This window comes from Streptomyces sp. NPDC093801, assembly GCF_040701585.1.
Classification (GTDB): domain Bacteria; phylum Actinomycetota; class Actinomycetes; order Streptomycetales; family Streptomycetaceae; genus Streptomyces.
Window position 1 is genome coordinate 1 of record NZ_JBFBDP010000013.1, and the last position, 24,654, is coordinate 24,654.

Sequence of the window (24,654 nt, forward strand, 5' to 3'; positions counted from 1 at the left end):
CAGTTGCGCACGCGTCATGAGTACCGGACTACCGGATCTGCCCTCGCAGCGAGGGCAGATCCCGCAAACCGATCACGACTCAATACAGGGCCTAGCGCAGGCCCGCTGCGGCGAGGAGGTACGCGACCATCGGGTCGTAGAAGCGCGGGTCGCGGACGTGGTCGTCCAGCGGGACCGCCACCTGGAGGGTGCCCTCCGCCTCTCCGAGGAACAGCGCCGGGTCGTTGCAGTCCGCGTAGCCCACCGCGTCCAGCCCCCGCTGCGCCGCGCAGCCCGCCCAGCCGTGGTCGGCGACGACCAGGTCCGGCTGCGGCCTGCCCTCCGCCGCCAGGCCGTCGAGGACGGCCGCCATCGGGGCGGGCGAGTGGGTGTGCCACAGGGTCGCGCCCCGCTCCAGGACCGCCACGTCCGCGAACTGCCAGACGGAGCCTTCGTCGGCGAACAGCCCGGCGGGGATGCGGACGATCTCGCAGCCCGCGGCGCGCAGCGCCTCCGCCGTGGCCCGGTGGACGTCCAGGAGGCCGCCCGGGTGCCCGGTGGCGAAGAGCACGCTCTGCCGGTCGAGGGCGGCCTTGCGCAGGCGGGCCGCCATCCGGTCGAGGCCCGCGACCGTCAGTTCCGGGTCGATGGTGTCCTGCCCGGCCCGGTGCGCCGGGTCGTCGACGACGCCGACGCGCTCCGCCATCACGGCCAGGACGTCCTGCTCGTCCGCCCAGCGGTCGCCGAGCTCCAGACCGAGCCAGTAGTGCCGGTCGCCGTTGGCGAGCTTGCGGTAGTGGGAGAGGTTGTTCTCGCGCGGGGTGGCCACCTGCCCGGCGATGCGGGTGCGCACCAGGTGGTCGACGAGTTCCGCTCGGCTGGGGGCGGCAGGGGTCTGTATGGGCTCTGTCGGCATCGGCATGCGGTCCATTCTGCCGCCGCCCGCCCGGATCCGTCCGTTCCGCCGAGCCGCCCTCGAGCCCGCGCCCGCGCCCCGCTTCAGCCCGACAGCGCCCCGAAGGCCCCGTGCGCGAGCCGGCGCAGCAGCGACTCCGTCGCCTCCCGGCCCAGCGCGCCCAGGTGCGGGGTGGAGTTCAGCAGGCCGAACACCGCGTGGACGGCGACGCGCACCTCCGCCTCGCCGACCTCCGGGTGCAGCTCCCGCACGACGGCCACCCACAGCTCCACGTACTGGCGCTGGAGCTGCCGCACGAGCTTGCGGTCCTCGTCCCGGAGCCGGTCGAGCTCCCGGTCGTGCAGGGTGATCAGCGCCCGGTCGTCCAGCGCGAAGTCGATGTGCCCCTCGACCAGGGAGGCGAGCAGCGCCCGCGGGTCGTCCGCGGCCTCCTCGACCCGGCGCCGCCCGCCCGTCAGGAGGCGCTCGCTGATCCCGACGAGCAGCTCGGCGAGCATCGCGTCCTTGCCGGCGAAGTGGCGGTAGAGGCCCGGGCCGCTGATGCCGACCGCGGCCCCTATCTCGTCCACGCCCACGCCGTGGAAGCCGCGCTCCGCGAAAAGACGAGCGGCTTCTCGGAGGATCTGCTCGCGGCGGGTCGGGGTGGCAGCTCTGGTGCTCATGGGAATCCATTCTAGACAGGGCGGTTAGCGCTCGTTAACCTGTGACCCACACGCGTTAACGGTCATTAACACAGCAGGTACCGAGCAAGGGAGCTCGACCGATGCAGCAGGCACCAGTGCTGACGAGCGCCGCGGACCCGGCGTCCGGGGCCTGGCGGACCAATGAGGCCGCCCACCGCGAGCTCGCCGAGGGCCTGCGCGCCCGGCTGGACGCGGCCCGCCTCGGCGGCGGTGAGAAGGCCCGCGCCCGCCACACGGCGCGCGGCAAGCTCCTGCCCCGCGACCGCGTGGACACCCTCCTCGACCCCGGGTCCCCCTTCCTGGAGCTGGCCCCGCTGGCCGCCGAGGGGATGTACGGGGGCGCGGCGCCGGCGGCCGGCGTGATCGCGGGCATCGGCCGGGTCAGCGGCCGCGAGTGCGTGATCGTCGCCAACGACGCCACCGTCAAGGGCGGCACGTACTACCCGATGACGGTGAAGAAGCACCTGAGGGCGCAGGAGGTGGCGCTGGAGAACCGGCTCCCCTGCCTGTACCTGGTCGACTCAGGCGGCGCCTTCCTGCCCATGCAGGACGAGGTCTTCCCCGACCGGGAGCACTTCGGCCGGATCTTCTACAACCAGGCCCGCATGTCCGGCGCCGGCATCCCGCAGATCGCGGCCGTCCTCGGCTCCTGCACGGCGGGCGGGGCGTACGTCCCGGCGATGAGCGACGAGGCCGTCATCGTCCGCGGCCAGGGCACGATCTTCCTCGGCGGCCCGCCGCTGGTGAAGGCCGCCACCGGAGAGGTGGTCACGGCCGAGGAGCTCGGCGGCGGCGAGGTGCACTCGCGCACCTCCGGCGTGACCGACCACCTCGCGGAGGACGACGCGCACGCGCTGCGGATCGTCCGCAACATCGTGGCGACCCTGCCTGGGCGCGGGGACCTGCCCTGGTCGGTCGAGGCACCCGAGGAGCCCAAGGTCGACCCGTACGGCCTCTACGGCGCGGTCCCCGTCGACTCCCGCACCCCCTACGACGCCCGCGAGATCATCGCCCGGGTCGTGGACGGCTCGCGCTTCCAGGAGTTCAAGGCGGAGTTCGGGCAGACCCTGGTCACCGGCTTCGCCCGGATCCACGGCCACCCGGTCGGCATCATCGCCAACAACGGCATCCTCTTCTCCGAGTCCGCCCAGAAGGGCGCCCACTTCATCGAGCTGTGCGACCAGCGCGGCATCCCCCTCCTCTTCCTCCAGAACATCTCCGGCTTCATGGTCGGCCGCGACTACGAGGCCGGCGGCATCGCCAAGCACGGCGCGAAGATGGTCACGGCCGTGGCCTGCGCCCGGGTCCCGAAGCTGACGGTCGTGGTCGGCGGCTCGTACGGCGCGGGCAACTACTCGATGTGCGGCCGGGCGTACTCGCCGCGCTTCCTGTGGATGTGGCCCAACGCCAAGATCTCCGTGATGGGCGGCGAGCAGGCCGCCTCCGTCCTGGCCACGGTCAAGCGCGACCAGATCGAGGGCGCGGGCCAGGAGTGGCCCGCCGAGGACGAGGAGGCCTTCAAGGCCCCGGTCCGCGCGCAGTACGAGGAGCAGGGCAACGCCTACTACGCCACCGCGCGCCTGTGGGACGACGGGGTCATCGACCCCCTGGAGACCCGGCAGGTGCTGGGGCTGGCCCTGACCGCGTGCGCGAACGCCCCGCTCGGCGAGCGCGGCTACGGCATCTTCCGCATGTGATCCGTGACTTGTGACGTGAGGACCTCACTGATGTTCAGCACTGTTCTGGTGGCGAACCGGGGCGAGATCGCCGTACGGGTCATCCGCACCCTGCGGGAGCTCGGGATCCGCTCCGTGGCCGTCTTCAGCGACGCCGACGCGGACGCGCGGCACGTACGGGAGGCCGACACGGCCGTCCGGATCGGGCCGGCGGCGGCCGCCGAGAGCTACCTGTCGGTCGAGAAGCTGCTCGACGCCGCCCGGCGCACGGGGGCCGAGGCCGTCCACCCCGGGTACGGCTTCCTCGCGGAGAACGCCGCCTTCGCGCAGGCCTGTGCGGACGCCGGGCTGGCCTTCATCGGGCCGCCCGCCTCGGCGATCTCCCTGATGGGCGACAAGATCCGGGCCAAGGAGACCGTGAAGGCCGCCGGGGTGCCGGTGGTGCCCGGGTCCTCGGGCAGCGGGCTGTCCGACGCCGAACTGGTCGAGGCCGCCGAGAAGATCGGCATGCCGGTGCTGCTGAAGCCCTCCGCGGGCGGCGGCGGCAAGGGCATGCGGCTGGTCCGGGACGGGGCCCTGCTCGCGGACGAGATCGCGGCGGCCCGGCGCGAGGCGCGCTCCTCCTTCGGCGACGACACCCTGCTGGTGGAGCGCTGGGTGGACCGGCCGCGGCACATCGAGATCCAGGTGATGGCCGACGCGCACGGCAACGTGGTGCACCTGGGCGAGCGCGAGTGCTCGCTCCAGCGGCGCCACCAGAAGGTCATCGAGGAGGCCCCGTCGGTCCTGCTGACGCCGGAGATCCGGGCCGCGATGGGCGCGGCGGCGGTCGAGGCGGCGCGGGCCTGCGGGTACGTCGGCGCGGGCACGGTGGAGTTCATCGTGCCGGGCGGGGACCCGTCCTCGTACTACTTCATGGAGATGAACACCCGCCTCCAGGTGGAGCACCCGGTGACCGAGCTGATCACCGGCCTGGACCTGGTGGAGCTCCAGCTGCGGGTGGCCGCGGGTGCGGAGCTGGGCTTCGGGCAGGACGACGTCACCCTGACCGGGCACGCGATCGAGGCCCGCGTCTGCGCGGAGGACCCGGCGCGCGGGTTCCTGCCCTCCGGGGGGACGGTGCTGGCGCTGTCCGAGCCCTCGGGCGGTGCGGTGCGGACGGACTCCGGACTGGCGGCCGGGGTGGACACGGGCTCCACGTACGACCCGATGCTCTCGAAGGTCATCGTCCACGGCCCCGACCGCCCGACGGCCCTGCGCATGCTGCGGGCCGCCCTCGCGGACACCGTGATCCTGGGCGTCCAGACCAACGCGGGCTTCCTGCGGAGGCTGCTGGCCCACGAGGACGTGGTGTCCGGCAACCTGGACACGGGCCTCGTCGAACGGGACCTGTCCGGCCTGCTGCCGGAGGGCGTACCGGACGAGGTGTACGCCGCGGCCGCGCTGCTGGCCCGGGCGCCCCTCCCCCACCCCGCCCCTTCCCGAAACCAGGGGCTCCGCCCCCGGACACCCGCGCCTCAAACGCCGGCGGGGCTGGAGGCGGCCGGCGCCGGTTCGAACAGTGCGGGCGCATGGACGGACCCGTTCTCCGCAGTCAACGGCTGGCGCCTGGGCGGCACCCCCGCCTGGACCGTCCACCACTTCCGCCTCCCGGGCCAGGACCCGGTCACGGTCCGCACCCGCCAGCGGGGCTCCGACCAGGAAGTCCTCCTCGACGCGCCCGCAGCCGACAGCGGTGCCGCGCGCAATCCAGCCCCGTCGGCGATTGAGGAGCGGGGTCTGGGGCAGAGCCCCAGGACGACGGCCCGCGGCCGGATCATCAGCCTCGGCCACGACACCGTGACCCTCGAACTGGACGGAGTCACCCACCGGTTCAGCCACGCCACCTCCCCGGAGGGGACCTGGCTCGGCCGCGACGCCGACTCCTGGCACCTCCAGCGGCACGACCCCGTCACCGCGGCCCTCAGCGGCCGCGGCCACGCCGGGGCCGACACGCTCGCCGCCCCGATGCCCGGCACCGTCACCGTGGTCAAGGTGGCCGTCGGCGACAAGGTGGCGGCCGGGCAGAGCCTGCTGGTGGTCGAGGCGATGAAGATGGAGCACGTCATCTCCGCCCCGCACGCCGGCACCGTCACCGAACTCGACGTCACCCCCGGCACGACGGTGGCCATGGACCAGGTCCTGGCCGTCGTCACCCCCGACGAGGACGCGGAGGCGGACGCGTGAACGGGCTGCCCATGACCGTCCCGGCGCCCGCCGGGCTCCCGCCGCGGGTGCGGATCCACGAGGTGGGCGCCCGGGACGGGCTCCAGAACGAGAAGACGGCCGTCCCCACCGAGGTGAAGGCCGAGTTCGTCCACCGGCTGGCCGCCGCCGGCCTGACCACGATCGAGGCCACCAGCTTCGTCCACCCCAAGTGGGTGCCGCAGCTGGCGGACGCCGAGCAGCTCTTCCCCCTGCTCTCCGACGTCCCGGCGGACCTCCCCGTCCTGGTGCCCAACGAGCGCGGCCTCGACCGCGCCCTGGCCCTCGGGGCCACCCGCATCGCGGTGTTCGGCTCGGCCACCGAGACCTTCGCCGCGCGCAACCTGAACCGTACGGTCGCCGAATCCCTGGCCATGTTCGAGCCCGTCGTGGGCCGGGCCAAGGAGGCCGGGGCGCACGTGCGCGGCTACCTGTCGATGTGCTTCGGCGATCCCTGGGAGGGCGCGGTCCCGGTCCACCAGGTGGTCCGCGTCGCCAAGGACCTGCTGGACCTGGGCTGTGACGAGCTGAGCCTCGGCGACACGATCGGCGTCGCCACCCCCGGCCACGTCCAGGCGCTGCTGGGCGAGCTGAACGCGGCCGGCGTGGGCACCGACCGGATCGGCGTGCACTTCCACGACACCTACGGCCAGGCCCTCTCCAACACCCTCGCCGCGCTCCAGCACGGCGTGACCACGGTCGACGCCTCCGCCGGCGGCCTCGGCGGCTGCCCGTACGCGAAGAGCGCCACCGGCAACCTGGCCACCGAGGACCTGGTGTGGATGCTCGACGGCCTCGGCATCGAGACCGGGGTCGACCTGGCCGCCCTCACCGCCACGAGCGTGTGGATGGCCGAACGGCTGGGACGTCCCAGCCCCTCCCGTACCGTCCGCGCCCTCTCCCACAAGGAGTAACGAAGCCATGCCCCTCGACCACCGGCTCACCCCCGAGCACGAGGAACTCCGCCGCACCGTCGAGGCGTTCGCGCACGACGTGGTGGCACCCAAGATCGGCGACCTGTACGAGCGCCACGAGTTCCCGTACGAGATCGTCCGCGAGATGGGCCGCATGGGCCTGTTCGGCCTGCCCTTCCCGGAGGAGTACGGCGGCATGGGCGGCGACTACCTCGCGCTCGGCATCGCCCTGGAGGAGCTGGCCCGCGTCGACTCCTCGGTGGCCATCACCCTGGAGGCGGGCGTCTCCCTGGGCGCCATGCCGCTCTACCTCTTCGGCACCGAGGAGCAGAAGCGGGAGTGGCTGCCGAAGCTGTGCTCCGGCGAGGTGCTCGGCGCGTTCGGCCTGACCGAGCCCGGCGCCGGCAGCGACGCGGGCGGCACCCGCACCACCGCCGTCCGCGACGGCGACGAGTGGGTGATCAACGGCTCCAAGTGCTTCATCACCAACTCCGGCACGGACATCACCGGTCTGGTCACGGTCACCGCGGTCACCGGCCGCAAGGCGGACGGCCGTCCGGAGATCTCCTCGATCATCGTCCCGTCCGGCACCCCCGGCTTCACGGTCGCCGCCCCGTACTCCAAGGTCGGCTGGAACTCCTCCGACACCCGCGAGCTGTCCTTCGACGAGGTCCGGGTGCCGGTCGCCAACCTGGTGGGCCAGGAGGGCCGCGGCTACGCCCAGTTCCTGCGGATCCTCGACGAGGGCCGCATCGCCATCGCGGCGCTGGCCACCGGCCTGGCGCAGGGCTGCGTGGACGAGTCGGTGAAGTACGCCAAGGAGCGCCAGGCCTTCGGCAAGCCGATCGGCGACAACCAGGCCATCCAGTTCAAGCTGGCCGACATGGAGACGCGCGCGCACATGGCCCGCCTCGGCTGGCGCGACGCGGCCTCGCGGCTGGTGGCGGGCGAGCCGTTCAAGAAGGAGGCGGCGATCGCCAAGCTGTACTCCTCCACGGTCGCCGTCGACAACGCGCGGGACGCCACGCAGATCCACGGCGGCTACGGGTTCATGAACGAGTACCCCGTGGCCCGTATGTGGCGGGACTCCAAGATCCTGGAGATCGGCGAGGGCACGAGCGAGGTCCAGCGCATGCTCATCGCCCGCGAACTGGGCTTCGCCGGCTGATTCCGGTCCCGCCCCGCACCACCCCGACGAACGGCCCGCGCCCCCGGCGCGGGCCGTTGCGCGTCCGTGCGCCCGTGCGCCCCCGGAAGAGGTTAGGGCCGCCTTACCGCTTTCGGCCAAGGTTAGGCTAACCTTCCCCCCGAACGCCCCACCCTCGCAGCCGCCCTGCACGCACGAAAGCGGACACCGACATGCCCAAGCCCAGCTCCCCCTTCCTCTCCCGCCGCGGACTCGTCGCGGCCGGCGGTGCCCTCGGCCTCGTCGCGGCGCTCACCGCGTGCGGCGGCACCGACAAGGCGAAGGACGGTGCGGGCGACAAGGGCGCCACCTCCGCGTCGGGCCCCTGGAGCTTCAAGGACGACCTGGGCAAGGAGGCCACCGCCAAGTCCACGCCCAAGAACATCGTGGCCTACACCGGCACCGCCGCCGCGCTGTCCGACTACGGCGTGCAGGTCAAGGGCGTCTTCGGCCCGACCAGGCTGGCGGACGGCAAGCCCGACCCGATGGCCGGCACGATGGACATCTCCAAGGTCGAGATCCTCGGCAACGTCTACGACGAGTTCAACGTCGAGAAGTACGCGGCCCTCAAGCCGGACCTCCTCGCCACCAACACCTGGGACGGCACGTACTGGTACGTCCCCGAGGCCTCCAAGGACAAGATCCTGAAGCTGGCCCCGGCCGCCGCGATCGGCGTCGGCGACAAGGTCTCCATGGACAAGGCCCTGGAGCGCACCGCCGACCTCGCCAAGTCCCTCGGCGCCGACCTCAACACCAGGAAGAGCGCCGACGCGAAGGCCCGTTTCGACGCCGCCTCCGCGAAGGTCCGCGAGGCCGTCAAGGCCAACCCGGGCGTCAAGGTCCTCGTCGGTTCCGGATCCGACCAGATGTTCTACGTCTCCACCGCGAAGACCTCCGCGGACCTGAAGTACTTCGAGTCCCTCGGCGTCGAGTTCGTCAACCCGGAGCAGGACAAGCTGGACCCGCAGGGCTTCTACGAGAGCCTCAGCTGGGAGAACGCCGGCAAGTACAAGGCCGACGTCATCCTCCTCGACAACCGCACCCAGGCCCTCCAGCCCGAGGCCCTGAAGGCCAAGCCGACCTGGAACGAGCTCCCCGCGGTCAAGGCCGGCCAGGTCGCACCGCGCGTGACCGAGCCGATCTACTCGTACGAGAAGTGCGCGCAGATCCTCGAGGACCTCGCGAAGACCATCCAGAACGCCAAGAAGCTCGGCTGACCCGGTAAGCCAAGGGGGGACCTCCGCATGACCGCCACCACCGCTTCCGACTCCGCCGCTCCCGCCGCGGTACCGGCCGCCGCGCACTTCCGGTTCTTCACCCTCGAAGTCCTGCGCACCCGCCGCCTCGGCCACTCCTTCCTGCGCGTGACCTTCGGCGGCGGGTCCCTCGCGGACTTCCGCTCGGGCGGCTACGACCAGAGCCTCTCGCTGTTCCTTCCGTGCGGCGACCAGGAGCACACCGAACTCCCCTCCACCGACGAGGACACCTGGTTCGGGGCCTGGCGCGCGATGCCGGACGAGGAGCGCCCGGTGATGCGCTCGTACACCGTGCGCGAGCAGCGGCGCACGGCCGGCGGGGCGGACGAGGTGGACATCGACTTCGTCCTGCACGGGGACTCCTCCCCGGCCTCCCGCTGGGCGGGGCGGGCCGTCACCGGCCGGCGGATCATGGCGATCGGCCCGGCCGTCGCGGAGAACAAGTCGGTCCGCTTCCAGCGGCCGGCCGGCACCGGCGCGGTGCTGATGTACGCGGACGAGACGGCCCTGCCGGCCGCCGCCGCGATCCTGGACCGGCTGCCCGCCGGGACCCGGGTGAAGGCCTGGTTCGAGGTACCGCACGCGGACGACCGGCTCGGCCTGCACACCCTCGCGGACACGGACATCACCTGGATCGTGCGCGAGAAGGCCGCGGGTGCGGCGGAGCGCGCGGAAAGGGTCCTGTCCGAGCTGCGCGCGGCGCAGCTCCCCGCCTCCGGGGCCCCGTACGCCTGGCTCGCGGGCGAGGCGGGGACGGTCAGGGCGGTACGGCGCCATCTGGTGCAGGAACGTTCCGTCGACCGGCGGGCGGTGCGCTTCACCGGCTACTGGCGGCTCGGCGCGAGCGAGGAGCAGCTGCTCGCCGAGGCGTACGCGGGGCAGGCCCCGAGCGAGGACCCCGCGTCCGAGCTCTAGGCAACTCGCTTTACGCACAAGGTATTTGAGGAAGGGCCCCGGCATCAGCCGGGGCCCTTCCTCATTTGTGATCTAACTTAGGTTAGGCTAACCTAAATCTTGCACGCCACCCCCCGCATCCCTGCCCGGAGGAAAGTTGATGCGCTCGCATCTGCTGAACGAGACGACCGCGGACCTGTACCGGCGCACCGTCACCGAGGGCGTCGGCCGCATCGCCGCCAAACTCGCGACGACGCAGCGCCCCCACACCGGCATCTCCGTGGACGAACTCGCCCCGGTCATCGAGGGCATCGACCTCGACCGCCCGCTGGGCGACGCCGCCGCCGCCCTCGACGAGCTGGAGGACGTCTACCTGCGCGACGCCGTGTACTTCCACCACCCGCGCTACCTGGGCCACCTCAACTGCCCGGTCGTCATCCCGGCGGTGGTCGGCGAGGCCGTCCTGTCGGCCGTCAACTCCTCCCTCGACACCTGGGACCAGTCCATCGGCGGCACGCTCATCGAGCGCCGCCTCATCGACTGGACCGCCCGCCGCATCGGCCTCGGCGAGGGCGCGGACGGCATCTTCACCTCCGGCGGCAGCCAGTCGAACTTCCACGCGCTGCTCCTGGCCCGCGACGAGGCCTGCCGGATCGTCATGAAGCGGGCCCTGGACCGGGGCGCCGAGCTCACCAAGGCCGAGCTCCTCCCCAAACTGCGGATCTTCACCTCCGAGGCGAGCCACTTCAGCGTGCAGAAGTCGGCCGCCATGCTCGGCCTCGGCTACGAGGCGGTCATCGCGGTCCCCGTCGACCGCAGCCGCCGCATGGACACCTCCGTGCTCGCCCTGGAGCTGGAGGAGTGCGCCGCCGAGGGCCTCTTCCCGATGGCCGTCGTCGCCACCGCCGGCACCACCGACTTCGGGTCCATCGACCCGCTCCCCGAGATCGCCCGCCTGGCCTCCGAGCACTCCGCGTGGATGCACGTGGACGCCGCCTACGGCTGCGGACTGCTGGTCTCCCCCACCCGCCGGCACCTCCTCGACGGCATCGAGCACGCCGACTCGGTGACCGTGGACTACCACAAGTCCTTCTTCCAGCCCGTCAGTTCCAGCGCCATGCTGGTGCGCGACCGCGACACCCTCAAGCACGCCACCTACCACGCGGACTACCTCAACCCGCGCCGGATGGCCGAGGAGCGGATCCCGAACCAGGTCGACAAGTCCATCCAGACCACGCGCCGCTTCGACGCCCTCAAGCTCTGGATGACCCTGCGCATCATGGGCGCCGACGGGGTCGGTTCGCTCTTCGACGAGGTCGTCGGCCTCGCCGCCGCCGGCTGGGAGATCCTCGACGCCGACCCCCGCTTCGAGGTGGTCGTCAAGCCGCAGATCTCCACCCTGGTCTTCCGCTACGTCCCCGCCGCCGACGGCGACGGCCCGCGCCCCGAGCTCCTCGACGAGGCCCAGCTGCACGCCCGCAAGGCCCTGTTCGCCTCCGGCGAGGCCGTCGTCGCCGGAACCAAGGTCGACGGGAAGCAGTACCTGAAGTTCACCCTCCTCAACCCGCAGACCACGACGGCCGACATCACCGCCGTCCTCGACCTCGTCGCCGCACACGCCGAGCAGTTCCTGGGAGAGTCCCTTGCCGTCCACCACTGAGCCCTACGACTTCATCGGCATCGGCCTGGGCCCCTTCAACCTGGGACTCGCCTGCCTCACCGCGCCGATCGACGAGCTGAACGGCCTGTTCATCGAGTCGAAGCCGCACTTCGAGTGGCACGCCGGGATGTTCCTCGACGGCGCGCACCTGCAGACGCCGTTCATGTCGGACCTGGTCACCCTCGCCGACCCCACCTCGCCCTTCTCCTTCCTGAACTACCTGAAGGACAAGGACCGGCTGTACTCCTTCTACATCCGCGAGAACTTCTACCCGCTGCGCGCCGAGTACAACGACTACTGCCGCTGGGCCGCCGACCGGCTCGACAACGTCCGGTACTCCACCTCCGTCACCGAGGTCGCCCACGACGAGGCGGCCGGCCTCTACGCGGTGCACACGGACACCGGCGAAACGTTCCTGGCCCGCCGCCTGGTCCTCGGCACCGGCACCCCGCCGCACGTCCCCGCGTCCTGCGAGGGCCTCGGCGGCGACTTCCTCCACAACTCCACGTACATGGAGCACAAGGAAGCCCTGCAGAAGAAGAAGTCGATCACCCTGATCGGCTCGGGCCAGAGCGCCGCCGAGATCTACTACGACCTCCTCGCCGAGATCGACGTCCACGGCTACCAGCTCAACTGGGTGACCCGCTCCCCGCGCTTCTTCCCGCTGGAGTACACCAAGCTCACCCTGGAGATGACCTCCCCGGAGTACGTGGACTACTTCCACGCCCTCCCCGAGGAGACCCGCTACCGGCTGGAGACCCGGCAGAAGAACCTCTTCAAGGGCATCGACGGCGAACTGATCAACGCCATCTTCGACCTGCTCTACCAGAAGAAGATCACCATGCCGGGCCCGGTCCCCACGACCCTGCTCACCAACACCTCCCTGAACAGCACGGCGTACGACACCACCACCGGCACGTACACCCTCGGCCTGCGCCAGGAGGAGCAGGAGCGGGACTTCTCCCTCGCCACCGAGGGCCTGGTCCTCGCCACGGGCTACAAGTACCGCGTCCCGGAGTTCTTGGCCCCGGTCCGCGACCGCCTGAACTTCGACGGCCACGGCCGCCTCGACGCCGGCCGCAACTACGCCGTCGACGTCACGGGCCGCGGCGTCTACCTCCAGAACGGCACCACCCACAACCACTCGATCACCTCGCCCGACCTGGGCATGGCCGCGTACCGCAACGCGTACCTCGTCGGAGAGCTGCTCGGCCGCGAGTACTACAAGGTCGAGAAGTCCATCGCGTTCCAGCAGTTCGCGGCCCCGGAAGGCATGCACGCATGAGCACCACCGAGACCCTCTTCACCCGCACCGACCCCGCCCTCGGCACCTTCTCGATCCGGCCGCTCGACCCCTTCACGGACGCCGAGCTGCTGCACGGCTGGGTCACGCACCCGAAGGCCTCGTTCTGGATGATGCAGGACGCCACCCTCCCGGACGTCGAGCGCGAGTACGTGCGCATCACCACGCACGAGCACCACCACGCCTTCCTCGGCTTCCACGAGGGCCGCCCGGCCTTCCTGATGGAGAGCTACGACCCGGCGCACCTGGAGCTCGTCGGCCTCTACGACGCGCAGCCGGGCGACGTGGGCATGCACTTCCTCGTCGCCCCCACCGACACCCCGCTCTCCGGCTTCACCCGCGCGGTCATCACCACGGTCATGGCCGCCCTCTTCGCGGACCCGGCCACCGAGCGCGTCGTCGTCGAACCGGACGTCCGCAACAGGGCGGTCCACGCCCTCAACGAGGCCGTCGGCTTCGTCGCCGAAGGCCCCGTCACCAAGCCGGAGAAGGAGGCCCTCCTCAGCTTCTGCACCCGCGCGCAGTTCGAGGCGGCCACCGCCCTCACCACCGGGGGCTCGATATGAACCTCTCCGCCGACATCGCCCACCTCGCCCCCGGGCTGTGGACCCGCGCCAACCGCGCCCTGGTCCGCAAGGCCCTGGCGGAGTTCTCCCACGAACGCCTGCTGACCCCCGAGCCCCTGGGCGGGGACCGCTACGCGGTCCGCAGCGACGACGGCACGGTCGAGTACCGCTTCCGTGCCGTCCGCCACGCCCTGGACCACTGGTCGGTGGACGAGCGGTCCATAACCCGCCACCGCGACGGCACCGAGCTCGACCTCGACGCCCTGGACTTCCACATAGAACTCCGGGCCGCCCTCGGCCTGAGCGCGGAGGTCCTCCCGGTCTACCTGGAGGAGATCTCCTCCACCCTGGCCGGCACGGGCTACAAGTACACCAAGCCCCGGGTCTCCTCCGCCGTCCTCGCGAAGTCCTCCTTCCAGGACATCGAGACGGGCATGACGGAGGGCCACCCCTGCTTCGTGGCCAACAACGGCCGCCTGGGCTTCGGCGTGCACGAGTACCGCGCGTACGCCCCCGAGACCGCGAACCCCGTCCACCTGGTCTGGGTCGCGGCCCGCAAGGACGTCTCCACCTTCACGGCGGGCGCGGGCCTGGACCACGACACGTTCCTGCGCGAGGAGCTGGGCGAAGCCGCCGTCGCCGGCTTCTCGGCGAAGCTGACGGCCCTCGGCCTCGACCCGGCGGACTACCACTTCCTGCCCGTCCACCCCTGGCAGTGGTGGAACAAGACGACGGTCACCTTCGCCGCCGAGATCGCCAACCGCCGCCTGGTCCTCCTGGGCGAGGGCGAGGACGCCTACCTGGCCCAGCAGTCGATCCGCACCTTCTTCAACACCACGACGCCCACGAAGCACTACGTGAAGACGGCCATCTCCGTCCTCAACATGGGCTTCATGCGCGGGCTGTCGGCCGCCTACATGGAGGCCACCCCGGCCATCAACGACTGGCTCCACCAGCTGATCGAGGGGGACGAGGTCCTCCGGTCGGTCGACTTCTCGATCATCCGCGAGCGCGCGGCCATCGGCTACCACCACCGCCAGTACGAGCGCGCGACGGACCGCTACTCCCCGTACCGCAAGATGCTGGCCGCCCTGTGGCGCGAGTCCCCGGTCGACTCCCTGCGCGAGGGCGAGCGCCTGGCCACGATGGCCTCGCTCCTCCACGTGGACGAGGACGGCAAGTCCTTCGTCGGCGCCCTCATCGCCGAATCGGGCCTCACCCCCGCCGAGTGGCTGAAGCCCTACCTCCGCGCCTACCTCCTCCCCCTCCTGCACTGCTTCTACCAGTACGACCTCGCCTACATGCCGCACGGCGAGAACACGATCCTGGTGATCAAGGACGGGGTGGTCCAGCGGGCGATCTTCAAGGACATCGCCGAGGAGATCGTGGTCATGGACCCGGACGCGGTCCTCCCCCCGGCCGTCGAGCGGATCCGCGCCGACGTCCCGGAGGACATGAAGCTCCTGTCGATCTTCACGGACGTCTTCGACTGCTTCTTCCGCTTCCTGAACTCGATCCTGGTGACGGAGGGCATCTGCACCGAGGAGGTCTTCTGGCGGGCGGTGGCGGACTGCGCCCACGACTACCAGGACTCCGTCCCCGCCCTGGTGGACCGCTTCGCCCGCTACGACCTCTTCGCACCCGAGTTCCAGCTCTCCTGCCTGAACCGCCTCCAGCTGCGCAACAACAAGCAGATGGTCGACCTGACCGACCCGTCCGCGGCCCTCCAGCTGATCGGCACCCTCGAGAACCCCGTCGCGCCCTTCGCCGTGCGACGGTGATCAAGGGAGGGGCGCGGCTTCGACACGGTCCCTCGAAGCCGCGCCCCTTCTTCCCGGCCTCCTGCACCCCGGCTCGCCGCGCGCACCGGCCGGGCCGGGCCCACGCTGGGGTCTCGCCCGGCTCCTCGGACGACCCCGAGCAGGACTTCTCGCCGCGACAGCTGCTCGCGCATTCCTTCCGGCACGGGCCGCGGTTCGAGCCGGGCGCCCGCTTCGACCACTCCAATACCAACCCGGCTCGGCCTGGTCGTGGAGAAGCTCACGGGCCGCCCGCTCCACGAGGTCGTCACCCGGGACGTCCTGGGACCGGCGGGCCTGCGCTCCACGGCCTTCCCCACGGGTTCCGCGCCGCCCGCCCCGTACGCGCACGGCTACACCGACCAGACGGCCTCGGGCCGGACCGAGGACGCGACCGGCTGGAACCCCTCCTGGGCCTGGGCGGCGGGCGCGATGGTCTCCGACCTCGACGACCTCCGCAGCTGGGCCCGCACCCGGGCCACCGGCAGCTCGCGCCGCGCACGGGATGAGCCCGCCCGCTACGGCCACGGCACCTCCGGCGCGCGGAAGTAGGCGATGTCCTGGGCGTCCAGGCGGGGGCCCTGGGCGGCCAGGCGCAGGCGGTGGGCGCTCCAGTCGAGGGCGGCGGCCGGGGACCAGGCGAGTTCCGCCAGGCTGAGGAGGCGGGGGAAGGCCATCAGCTCCCAGTCGGAGCGGGTGGAGATGGTCTCCGTCCAGAGGGGGGCCTCCACCCCCAGGACCGCGGATTCGGGGACGCCGGGGAGGTAGGTGCCCGGGTTCCAGGAGTAGGCGCGCGGGGCGGGGACGTAGCCGGCCCAGGCCAGGCCGGGCTTGGTCCGCTCGTCGTACTTCATGTCGAGGTAGGCGTGGTCCGCCGGGGAGAGGACGAGGGGGTGGCCCGCCTTGGCGGCGCCGGCCACGGCCGCCTTCTCCGCCGCCGACGTCCTGTCGTGGCCCCAGTACTGGAGGACCGCTCCCGGGGCCGGGCGGGCGGAGGCCAGCTGGTGCCAGGCCATCACCTTCTTGCCGTGCCGGGCCACCACCGCCTGGGCGCGGTCCATGAAGGCCGCGTAGTCCGCCGCCGGGGTGGAGTGGGCCTCGTCGCCGCCGATGTGGAGGTAGGGGCCGGGGGTGAGGGCGGCGAGTTCCCCGAGGACGTCGTCGACGAACTCGTAGGTGCGCTCCTTGCCCACGCACAGGGAGCTGAAGCCGACCTTGGTGCCGGTGTAGCGCTCCGGAGCCCTGCCGTCGCAGGTGAGCTCGCCGTAGGAGGCCTGGGCGGCGTTGACGTGGCCCGGCATGTCGATCTCCGGGACGACGGTGACGTAGCGGTCCGCCGCGTAGCCGACCAGGTCCCGGTACTCGTCCTTGGTCCAGGAGCCGCCGGGGCCCCCGCCGACCTCGCTCGCGCCGCCGTACGCGGCGAGGCGGGGCCAGGAGTCGACGGCGATCCGCCAGCCCTGGTCGTCGGTGAGGTGCACGTGCAGGGTGTTCATCTTGTACTGGGCGAGCTGGTCGACGTAGCGCTTGGCCTGCTCCACCGGGAAGTGGTGGCGGGCGACGTCGATCATCGCCCCGCGGTAGGCGAAGCGGGGGGTGTCCGCCACCGTCCCGCCCGGGACCGTCCCCGCTCCCCGCGCCGGCAGCAGCTGGCGCAGCGTCTGGCCCGCGTGGAAGAGGCCCGCCGGGGTCCGGGCGGTGAGGGTCACGCCGGTGGGGGTGGTCCGGAGCCGGTAGCCCTCCTCCCCGAGCTCCCCGGCCCCGCCGTCGAGCCGCAGCCGGACCCCGTCGCCGTCTTCGCCGCCCTCGCCGTCCACCACCGGCAGCGGCAGCCCGGTCGGCCCGCGCAGCTGCTCCGCGAGGAGCTCGCCGACCCGCCGGACCTCCTCCGGTGCGCCCGGGCCGCCGGTGCGCACGACGGTGCCCGCCCCGAAGGCGTACCCGGGGCCCTCGGGCCGCACGGAGGCCGGGGCCGGCAGGAGCCGCTCGAACGGGGAGAGGGGGGCGGAGGCGGCGGCCGGCTTGGCGTCGTCGCCGTGCGCCGCGGTGCAGGAGACGGGGGCGGTGAGGAGCAGGAGGGCGCAGAGGGCGCCGGGTGTGCGGCGCGGTACTCGCAGGACTCTCATGCGCCCAGGTATAGGCCCAACGCCCGCCCCGCGGGGCCCACATACCGGTGGGAGAATCCCCGGATGGCGGAAATCATCCAGAAGGACGGTACGTGGACCTTCGACGGGGACGCGGTGCGCATCGTGCCGGGCCGCGACAAGGGGGTGGGGCTGCTGCGGCAGCAGCTCGGTGAGGTGGTCGTGCCGTTGCGGGCGATCGGGGGGATCAGCCACGAGCCCGGGCGCAAGGCGGGCCGGCTGCGGCTGCGGGTGCGCGACGGCGCGGATCCGCTGCTCCAGGTGACGGGCGGGCGGCTGCCGGAGCAGTCGGATCCGTACCGGCTGACCGTGGAGCCGGACCGGACGGGGGTGGCGGAGTACTTCGTCGACGAGGTGCGCAACGCGCTGCTGCTGGACGGGGTGGACCCGGGTCCGTCGGACGCGTACCTGCTGCCGGGCCCGGCGGTGCCGATCTCGGTCGCGGCGGGCGGCGGGAGCGCGGCCTTCGACGGCGACCGGGTGGTGCTGGACTGGAACTGGACCACCGAGGAGGCGAAGGCGTCCGGGGGTCCGCGCGAGTTCCGGGTCGGGGACGTGCGGGCCGTCGAGTGGGCCCCGTCGAAGGGGCTGGAGAACGGCTGGCTGCGCTTCACCCTGGCGGGCGCCCCGCCGGCGCCGGCGCCCAAGTACGACCCCTGCACCGTGGAGCTCTTCGGGTTCAAGAAGGACCCCCTGATGGCGCTGGTCGCGGCGGCGGTCGCGGTACGGATGCCCCACCCGGCGGCCCCGGCCCCCGCTCCGGCGGCCCCCGCCGCCCTCCCCCTCGCGGAGTCGGCCCCGGCCCTGGCGGGCGAGCCGGCGGACCACGACACCCTGCTGCGGCGCCTGCGCGAGCTGGGGGAACTGCACCGGAACGGGATCCTCACGGCCGAGGAGTTCTCGGCGGCGAAGGCTGCCATTTTGGGTGGTTTCTAACCAAACGAGACCGGAATCACCTGTTCCTTGGTCCAGACCAGCATGATCCTGCCCGATTCCGGGCAGGATCTTTGCGTTTCTGCCCCTGGGCCGTCAATATCTACTGGTGCTCGACCGCCGACCGTCGCATGACGAACTCGTCGACCACCTGGTTCGCACCACCGCGCTGCAGCGCGGCGAGGCCTCCCGGGTGGTGCTCGACGTGCTCGCGTACTTCGACGAGACGACCGAGGAGTTCGTCCGTCGCCGCCACCGCGAGCTGCAGTCCGGCGGAGCGGTCAACGCGGAGATCTTCGAGCGGATCGCGGCGGAACTGCCGCACCGCGCCGTGGCGCCTCCGGAGCTCTCGCTCCGGCAGCTGCGCCGCATCGTCTACGGCTGAGGCGCCGCATCGTCTCCAGCCGGGACGGCCCCGCACGGGGCCGGTACGCGTCCGGGCACGGACACCGAACTTCAGGAGGGGCAACACCGTATGTGCGGAATCGTCGGTTACATCGGCAAGCGCGACGTGGCACCACTGCTGCTGGAGGGCCTCCAGCGGCTCGAATACCGCGGCTACGACTCGGCGGGCATCGTCGTCAACAGCCCGAAGTCGGCGGCCCTGAAGGTCGTCAAGGCCAAGGGCCGGGTCCGTGACCTGGAGTCCCGCGTCCCCAAGCGCTTCGCCGGCACCACCGGCATCGCCCACACCCGCTGGGCCACCCACGGCGCGCCGAGCGACATCAACTCGCACCCGCACCTCGACGCCGAGAACAAGGTCGCGGTCGTCCACAACGGCATCGTCGACAACGCCGCCGAGCTCCGCGCCAAGCTGGAGGCCGACGGTGTGGTCTTCGTCTCCGAGACCGACACCGAGGTGCTCGTCCACCTGATCGCCCGCTCCCAGGCCGTCACCCTGGAGGAGAAGGTCCGCGAGGCGCTCAAGGTCGTCGAGGGCACCTACGGCATCGCCGTCATGCACGCCGACTTCGCCGACCGCATCGTCGTCGCCCGCAACGGCTCCCCGGTGGTCCTCGGCATCGGCGAGAAGGAGATGTTCGTCGCCTCGGACGTCGCCGCGCTCGTCGCCCACACCCGCCAGGTCGTCACCCTCGACGACGGCGAGATGGCCACCCTGAAGGCCGACGACTTCCGCACCTACACCACCAGTGGTACGACGACCACCGCCACGCCCGAGACCGTGGAGTGGGAGGCCGCCTCCTACGACATGGGCGGCCACGACACGTACATGCACAAGGAGATCTCCGAGCAGCCCGACGCGGTCGACCGCGTGCTGCGCGGCCGGATCGACGACCGCTTCTCCACCGTGCACCTGGGCGGCCTGAACCTGGACCCGCGCGAGGCGCGCGGCATCCGCCGGGTCAAGATCCTCGGCTGCGGCACCTCGTACCACGCGGGCATGATCGGCGCGGGCCTCATCGAGAGCCTCGCCCGGATCCCCGCCGACGCCGAGCCGGCCTCCGAGTTCCGCTACCGCAACCCGGTCGTGGACCCCGACACCCTGTACATCGCCGTCTCCCAGTCCGGTGAGACCTACGACGTGCTCGCGGCGGTCCAGGAGCTCAAGCGCAAGGGCGCCCGCGTCCTCGGCGTGGTCAACGTGGTCGGTTCCGCCATCGCCCGCGAGGCCGACGGCGGCGTGTACGTGCACGCCGGCCCCGAGGTCTGCGTCGTGTCCACCAAGTGCTTCACGAACACCGTCACCGCCTTCGCCCTGCTCGCCCTGCACCTGGGCCGCATCCGCGACCTGTCCGTCGCCGACGGCAAGCGGATCATCGAGGGCCTGCGCAAGCTCCCCGGCCAGATCCAGGAGATCCTGGAGGGCGAGGAGGACATCAAGAAGCTGGCGGCCGAGTACGCCGAAGCCAAGTCGATGATGTTCATCGGCCGGGTGCGCGGCTACCCGGTGGCCCTGGAGGCCTCCCTCAAGCTGAAGGAGATCTCCTACATCCACGCCGAGGCCTACCCGGCCTCCGAGCTCAAGCACGGCCCCCTCGCGCTCATCGAGCCGGCGATGCCGACGGTCGCGATCGTCCCGGACGACGACCTGCTGGAGAAGAACCGCGCGGCGCTGGAGGAGATCAAGGCCCGCAGCGGCCGGATCCTGGCGGTCGCCCACCGGACGCAGGAGAAGGCCGACCACACGATCCTCGTGCCCAAGAACGAGGACGAGCTGGACCCGATCCTGATGGGCATCCCGCTCCAGCTGCTGGCGTACCACACCGCCCTGGCCCTGGGCCGGGACATCGACAAGCCGCGCAACCTGGCCAAGTCGGTCACGGTCGAGTAGCAGCCGCACCACAGGCGCAGGACGGCCCCCGGGGATCCCCCGGGGGCCGTTCCCCCTTTCCGCCTTCCGCCCTTTCCGCCTTCCGCCCTTTCCGCCTTCCGCCTTCCCGCACTCCCCCGAGACTCCCCCGAACGAGGTACCCCCATGACCGAGCCCGGCCGCTTCGAGGAACTGATGGCCGAGGCCACGGCCGCCACCGGCCGCTTCGGCCACCGCGAGCACGTCCACCTGACCTGGCTGGCGGTGCGCGCCCACGGCCCGGCGGCGGCGGTGGACCTGGTCGGCGAGGGGATCCTGGCGACCGCGACCCGGGCGGGGGTGCCCGGCAAGTTCCACGCGACCCTCACCCGCGCCTGGGTGGAGCTCGTCGCCCACCGCCACGGCGGGGGCGAACCCGCCGGGGACTTCGATGAGTTCGCCGCCCGCAACCCCGAGCTCCTGGACAAGGACCTGCCGGGGCGCTTCTACAGCGCGGCCGCCCTGGCCTCGCCGGAGGCGAAGGCCGCCTGGACCGAACCCGACCTGGCCCCCTTCCCCTGGCAGGACCGCGGCTGAAGCGCGCCGCAGCCCGGCACACGACAGGGGCGCCACCGGTGACTCCGGTGGCGCCCCTGCCCGTCGTGCCCGTGCTCCGGGCGGGCGTTCAGCCCGCGGCGACCGCTCCGCGGCCGGCCGGCCTGCCGAAGGCCATCGGCCAGTGGGCCAGCGCGGCGGTGGCCCCGTACCAGGCCAGCAGCCCGGACACGGCCGCGACCCAGCCGCCCGCCTTGGCCAGGCCCGCGCTGTCCGCGAAGGAGGCCGTGGCCAGCAGGACGAGGGCGAGGGTGAGCAGACCGTAGACGCCCTGGCCGAACGGACCGCTCGCGGCGGCGAGCGTGAGGGTCAGCGCGAGCATCGCGAAGAGGACCAGAAACGTTCCGGCCGCCTCGCCGGACACCGCGGTACCCGCACCCTTGGCCCAGGTGAACCAGAAGACGCCCAGGCCCGCGAAGGCGGTGCCGTTGAACCCGTTGCCGCCCCGGTACTCCAGGAGGCCGAGGAGGAAGAGGGCCGCGCCGCCGACGTACATCGCGAGCGACACGGAGTCGGCAGCGGTGACACCGTCGAGGACGCCGGTGTGGCCGATACCGAACGCGAGAAGGGTGAGGCCCAGGGCGATGTTCCCCAGGGTCGAAGTCGAGGCCGTGCTTCCCGCAGAGACACCGTTGTCCACGGCGGGCTCCCTTCGATCTGCAGTTGTTGCTGCGTCCCAGCAGCATTTATCTACCCTTTACAGGGGTTCACAACCGCACAACCGGAATACAGGGGGTCACGGAATGACAACGACCGGTCGCTGTGCGCGCTTGGCCAGACGCCCCGCGACCGAGCCGAAGATCCGGCCCACGATGCCGTGGGTGGAGCCCACCACGATGGCGTCCGCCGAGTACTCCCGGCCGACCTCCTCCAGCTCGTGGCAGATGTCCCCGCCCCGCTCGACCAGGATCCACGGCACCTCGGACAGGTAGTCCGCGCAGGCCAGCTCCAGGCCCAGCACCTCGGTGCGGTGGTCCGGCACGTCCACGAAGACCGGCGGCTCGCAGCCCGCCCACACCGTGGTGGGGAGCCGGTTCGCCACGTGCACGATGATCAGGCCGGAGCCGGAGCGCCGGGCCATGCCGATCGCGTAGGCGAGGGCGCGCTCACTGGACGTGGAGCCGTCGAAGCCGACCACCACTCCGTGCCGGAAGGCCGGGTCGCAGGGCAGGCGTGTCTGTTCCACCGCGCGCAGGTCGCTCGATACGGAATCGGCGAGGTGCTTGCGCTTGCGGTCCGCGGGTTCGAAGAATTCGTGACCGGCCATGGATGTCTCGGCGAAGAGTCCTCGGGGGAAGCGACAGGGGCGGTTGCGGCGACTCGGGCTTTCTGACGACGACGCGGGCGTTTCGGCGACGCTGCGTGACGGAGTTCTGTCCTGGAAGCATCTTTCCAAGCCCTTACCCATCAGGGTACGGCGACACTCCCGTCCTGCACAGGGCATGCCGCCCTTGGAGAGCGTCCAAGGGAGCATGCCGGAGAGGAGCCCCCTTGGCAATGGCCGCTGTCCCCTACAGCCAGTGACGGATGACCCCCGCGCCACCCGTGCGCGCAGTGACCGGCACCTGTGCACGGGCGTTGGACAGGCGTCCGACCGTCCAGGAAGAGCCCGCAGGGAGTACGCCGTGCCAGGCCATCCGGTTCACCCCGTCCAGCCCGTCCAGCCCGCTCCGCCGACGCAGTACGCCCCGTCCGCCCGGCCCCCCCACCTCCCGCCGGGCCGCTCCCGGCTTCACCCGTCCGTGGGGTCCGCCGCGGGACGTCCGCATGACGACCCCGCGGGTGACGTGGTGCGCTGGGCGGCCTTCAGCTGCCTGCTCGTGCCCGTCGTCCTGGTGGTCTACGGGACCTCGTACGGCGGGGCCGCCGTGGCGACCCTGGGGCTGGCGGCCGTCACCGCGGCCTGCCGGGTGCTGCTGCGACACTCGGAGAAGGCCGGACGGGCCGCCGCCCGGGTGCGGCCGGAGGAGCAGCCTCCGCACGGACACCGGGGCCGGCACTCCCGCAGCGGGTCCGGCGCGCACCGCGGCTGCCACGGCTCCCCGGGCCCCTCCCCTCACGACTGACCGATTCGCACGTACACACCCGGTTGTTTTCAGCCAACTTCCGGACTGGACGCTTCCCTTGCCGGAATGTCCCCCCAACCCCCCCACCACCAGCGACGACAGAGCGAAGGGGGCGAAAACACCCCATGGGTACTGGCCACGACCGGATCGTGAGGTTCCCGTACGGGTAGCGGAGTGGAACGCTTCCTGATCGAATGCTTTTCGCCAAGTTGCCAAGTCGACATAGCGGTGCGTGCTGAACTTGTCACGCCGACACCACGGGACGCAGTAGATTCGATCATGTATTTACGGCGGGGGATCCACGTGCAAGGCCGAGGGGAAACGTGCAGGTGCGACCAGACCAAGGAGTCGCGACACCCAAGGGGGGCTTAGCGCCATGAGCCAGGATTCCACCGCAGTCATCGCCGACGCGGGCAGGAAGCTCGCGGGGCGTCGCCGCAGAGAGATCGTCGCCGTGCTGCTGTTCAGCGGCGGGCCGATCTTCGAGAGTTCCATTCCGCTGTCCGTGTTCGGCATCGACCGCCAGGACGCCGGAGTGCCGCGCTACCGACTGCTCGTGTGCGCCGGGGAGGACGGTCCGCTGCGGACCACCGGCGGACTCGAACTGACCGCGCCGTACGGGCTGGAGGCCATCGCCCGGGCGGGCACGGTCGTCGTCCCCGCCTGGCGCTCCATCACCTCCCCGCCGCCGCCGGAGGCGCTCGACGCCCTGCGGCTGGCGCACGAGGAGGGCGCCCGGATCGTCGGCCTGTGCACGGGGGCGTTCGTGCTCGCCGCCGCCGGGCTGCTGGACGGCCGGCCCGCGACGACGCACTGGATGTACGCGCCGACGCTGGCCAAGCGCTACCCGTCCGTCCACGTCGACCCGCGCGAGCTCTTCGTCGACGACGGCGACGTGCTGACGTCCGCCGGCACCGCGGCCGGAATCGACCTGTGCCTCCACATCGTGCGCACGGACCACGGCAGCGAGGCGGCGGGGGCACTGGCCCGCCGGCTCGTCGTCCCGCCGCGCCGCACCGGCGGCCAGGAGCGCTACCTCGACCGGTCGCTGCCCGAGGAGATCGGCGCCGACCCGCTCGCCGAGGTCGTGGCCTGGGCCCTGGAGCACCTCCACGAGCAGTTCGACGTGGAGACGCTGGCCGCCCGCGCCTACATGAGCAGGCGCACCTTCGACCGGCGGTTCCGCTCGCTCACCGGCAGCGCGCCGCTCCAGTGGCTGATCACCCAGCGGGTGCTCCAGGCACAGCGGCTGCTGGAGACCTCCGACTACTCGGTCGACGAGGTCGCCGGACGCTGCGGCTTCCGCTCCCCGGTCGCCCTGCGCGGGCACTTCCGCCGGCAGCTGGGGTCCTCCCCGGCCGCCTACCGCTCCGCCTACCGGGCGCGCCGGCCGCAGGCCGACGTGTCGCCCGTGTCGGAGATCTCGGGGACCCCGCTGCCGCACCAGCGCACCCCGCAGCCCCAGCGGGCCGCGGCGGCCCTGGCCGCCTCCGGTCCGAGCGTGACGGAGCTGTACGCCCCGGGCCGGGCGCTGCGCGAGCACGCGTAGCCACCGCCCGGACGTCCGCG

22 protein-coding genes are annotated in these 24,654 nt (G+C 72.0%); 17 read left to right on the forward strand and 5 right to left on the reverse strand.

The window, feature by feature from the left end:
• Nucleotides 1-91: 91 nt before the first annotated feature.
• Both AB0469_RS16615 and AB0469_RS16620 read right to left on the reverse strand, forming a co-directional pair.
• Nucleotides 92-910 (reverse strand): phosphatase, encoded by an 819-nt coding sequence (locus AB0469_RS16615; protein ID WP_366452103.1) that lies wholly within the window; start codon nt 908-910, stop codon nt 92-94.
• 68 nt (nt 911-978) lie between these two features.
• Nucleotides 979-1,557 (reverse strand): TetR/AcrR family transcriptional regulator, encoded by a 579-nt coding sequence (locus tag AB0469_RS16620; RefSeq protein ID WP_366452104.1) that lies wholly within the window; start codon nt 1,555-1,557, stop codon nt 979-981.
• Nucleotides 1,558-1,658: 101 nt separating this feature from the next.
• Here AB0469_RS16620 and AB0469_RS16625 point away from each other — a divergent pair, with 101 nt between their 5' ends.
• The 11 genes from AB0469_RS16625 (at nt 1,659) to AB0469_RS16675 (ending at nt 15,628) form a co-directional block, all read left to right on the forward strand.
• The gene (locus tag AB0469_RS16625) at nt 1,659-3,275 is read left to right on the forward strand and encodes a carboxyl transferase domain-containing protein (RefSeq protein ID WP_366452106.1); all 1,617 of its coding nucleotides are present in this window, start codon (nt 1,659-1,661) and stop codon (nt 3,273-3,275) included.
• A 30-nt stretch (nt 3,276-3,305) separates the two neighbouring features.
• Nucleotides 3,306-5,480: a biotin carboxylase N-terminal domain-containing protein gene (locus AB0469_RS16630; protein WP_366452108.1), complete on the forward strand. Its 2,175-nt coding sequence runs from the start codon at nt 3,306-3,308 to the stop codon at nt 5,478-5,480.
• A gap of 11 nt (nt 5,481-5,491) precedes the next feature.
• A complete protein-coding gene (locus tag AB0469_RS16635) occupies nt 5,492-6,412 on the forward strand; it encodes a hydroxymethylglutaryl-CoA lyase (RefSeq protein ID WP_366452289.1) in 921 nt (306 codons plus the stop codon).
• A 7-nt stretch (nt 6,413-6,419) separates the two neighbouring features.
• The gene (locus AB0469_RS16640) at nt 6,420-7,580 is read left to right on the forward strand and encodes an acyl-CoA dehydrogenase family protein (protein WP_042810595.1); all 1,161 of its coding nucleotides are present in this window, start codon (nt 6,420-6,422) and stop codon (nt 7,578-7,580) included.
• 191 nt (nt 7,581-7,771) lie between these two features.
• Nucleotides 7,772-8,815, forward strand: a complete 1,044-nt coding sequence (locus tag AB0469_RS16645; RefSeq protein WP_366452109.1) for an ABC transporter substrate-binding protein — start codon at nt 7,772-7,774, stop codon at nt 8,813-8,815.
• A 27-nt stretch (nt 8,816-8,842) separates the two neighbouring features.
• Nucleotides 8,843-9,769, forward strand: coding sequence for a siderophore-interacting protein (locus AB0469_RS16650; protein WP_366452110.1), 927 nt, complete (start codon nt 8,843-8,845; stop codon nt 9,767-9,769).
• A gap of 139 nt (nt 9,770-9,908) precedes the next feature.
• Nucleotides 9,909-11,408 carry an aspartate aminotransferase family protein gene (locus AB0469_RS16655; RefSeq protein ID WP_366452111.1) on the forward strand — a complete coding sequence of 500 codons (1,500 nt, stop codon included), beginning with the start codon at nt 9,909-9,911 and terminating at the stop codon, nt 11,406-11,408.
• A complete protein-coding gene (locus AB0469_RS16660; RefSeq protein ID WP_366452112.1) occupies nt 11,392-12,693 on the forward strand; it encodes a SidA/IucD/PvdA family monooxygenase in 1,302 nt (433 codons plus the stop codon). Before AB0469_RS16655 ends, AB0469_RS16660 begins: the two co-directional genes overlap by 17 nt.
• A complete protein-coding gene (locus AB0469_RS16665; protein WP_366452114.1) occupies nt 12,690-13,277 on the forward strand; it encodes a GNAT family N-acetyltransferase in 588 nt (195 codons plus the stop codon). The genes AB0469_RS16660 and AB0469_RS16665 overlap by 4 nt, the downstream gene beginning before the upstream one ends.
• Nucleotides 13,274-15,058: an IucA/IucC family siderophore biosynthesis protein gene (locus tag AB0469_RS16670; RefSeq protein ID WP_366452115.1), complete on the forward strand. Its 1,785-nt coding sequence runs from the start codon at nt 13,274-13,276 to the stop codon at nt 15,056-15,058. Before AB0469_RS16665 ends, AB0469_RS16670 begins: the two co-directional genes overlap by 4 nt.
• A gap of 249 nt (nt 15,059-15,307) precedes the next feature.
• Complete coding sequence (locus AB0469_RS16675; protein WP_366452116.1) at nt 15,308-15,628, forward strand: serine hydrolase; 321 nt, start codon at nt 15,308-15,310, stop codon at nt 15,626-15,628.
• On the opposite strand, the gene AB0469_RS16680 is transcribed toward AB0469_RS16675, so the two are convergent.
• A complete protein-coding gene (locus AB0469_RS16680) occupies nt 15,595-17,202 on the reverse strand; it encodes a family 20 glycosylhydrolase (RefSeq protein ID WP_366452117.1) in 1,608 nt (535 codons plus the stop codon). The genes AB0469_RS16675 and AB0469_RS16680 overlap by 34 nt on opposite strands.
• 63 nt (nt 17,203-17,265) lie before the next feature.
• Here AB0469_RS16680 and AB0469_RS16685 point away from each other — a divergent pair, with 63 nt between their 5' ends.
• The 4 genes from AB0469_RS16685 to AB0469_RS16700 all read left to right on the forward strand — a co-directional run bounded on the left by AB0469_RS16685 (nt 17,266) and on the right by AB0469_RS16700 (nt 21,001).
• Nucleotides 17,266-18,156, forward strand: a complete 891-nt coding sequence (locus AB0469_RS16685) for a DUF4429 domain-containing protein (RefSeq protein ID WP_366452118.1) — start codon at nt 17,266-17,268, stop codon at nt 18,154-18,156.
• 106 nt (nt 18,157-18,262) lie between these two features.
• Nucleotides 18,263-18,538, forward strand: a complete 276-nt coding sequence (locus AB0469_RS16690) for a hypothetical protein (RefSeq protein ID WP_366452119.1) — start codon at nt 18,263-18,265, stop codon at nt 18,536-18,538.
• 90 nt (nt 18,539-18,628) lie between these two features.
• The gene (gene glmS, locus AB0469_RS16695) at nt 18,629-20,446 is read left to right on the forward strand and encodes a glutamine--fructose-6-phosphate transaminase (isomerizing) (protein ID WP_366452120.1); all 1,818 of its coding nucleotides are present in this window, start codon (nt 18,629-18,631) and stop codon (nt 20,444-20,446) included.
• Between the two features lie 144 nt (nt 20,447-20,590).
• Nucleotides 20,591-21,001, forward strand: a complete 411-nt coding sequence (locus AB0469_RS16700) for a hypothetical protein (RefSeq protein ID WP_366452121.1) — start codon at nt 20,591-20,593, stop codon at nt 20,999-21,001.
• A gap of 88 nt (nt 21,002-21,089) precedes the next feature.
• Here AB0469_RS16700 and AB0469_RS16705 read toward each other — a convergent pair whose 3' ends face one another.
• Both AB0469_RS16705 and AB0469_RS16710 read right to left on the reverse strand, forming a co-directional pair.
• On the reverse strand, nt 21,090-21,659 hold the full coding sequence (locus AB0469_RS16705; RefSeq protein ID WP_366452122.1) for a GPR1/FUN34/YaaH family transporter: 570 nt from the start codon (nt 21,657-21,659) through the stop codon (nt 21,090-21,092).
• Nucleotides 21,660-21,755: 96 nt separating this feature from the next.
• A complete protein-coding gene (locus tag AB0469_RS16710; protein ID WP_366452123.1) occupies nt 21,756-22,286 on the reverse strand; it encodes a universal stress protein in 531 nt (176 codons plus the stop codon).
• Between the two features lie 475 nt (nt 22,287-22,761).
• On the opposite strand from AB0469_RS16710, the gene AB0469_RS16715 reads away from it, so the two are divergent.
• Nucleotides 22,762-23,085, forward strand: coding sequence for a hypothetical protein (locus AB0469_RS16715; protein ID WP_366452290.1), 324 nt, complete (start codon nt 22,762-22,764; stop codon nt 23,083-23,085).
• A 376-nt stretch (nt 23,086-23,461) separates the two neighbouring features.
• The gene (locus AB0469_RS16720) at nt 23,462-24,634 is read left to right on the forward strand and encodes a helix-turn-helix domain-containing protein (protein ID WP_042814801.1); all 1,173 of its coding nucleotides are present in this window, start codon (nt 23,462-23,464) and stop codon (nt 24,632-24,634) included.
• Nucleotides 24,635-24,654: the final 20 nt, after the last annotated feature.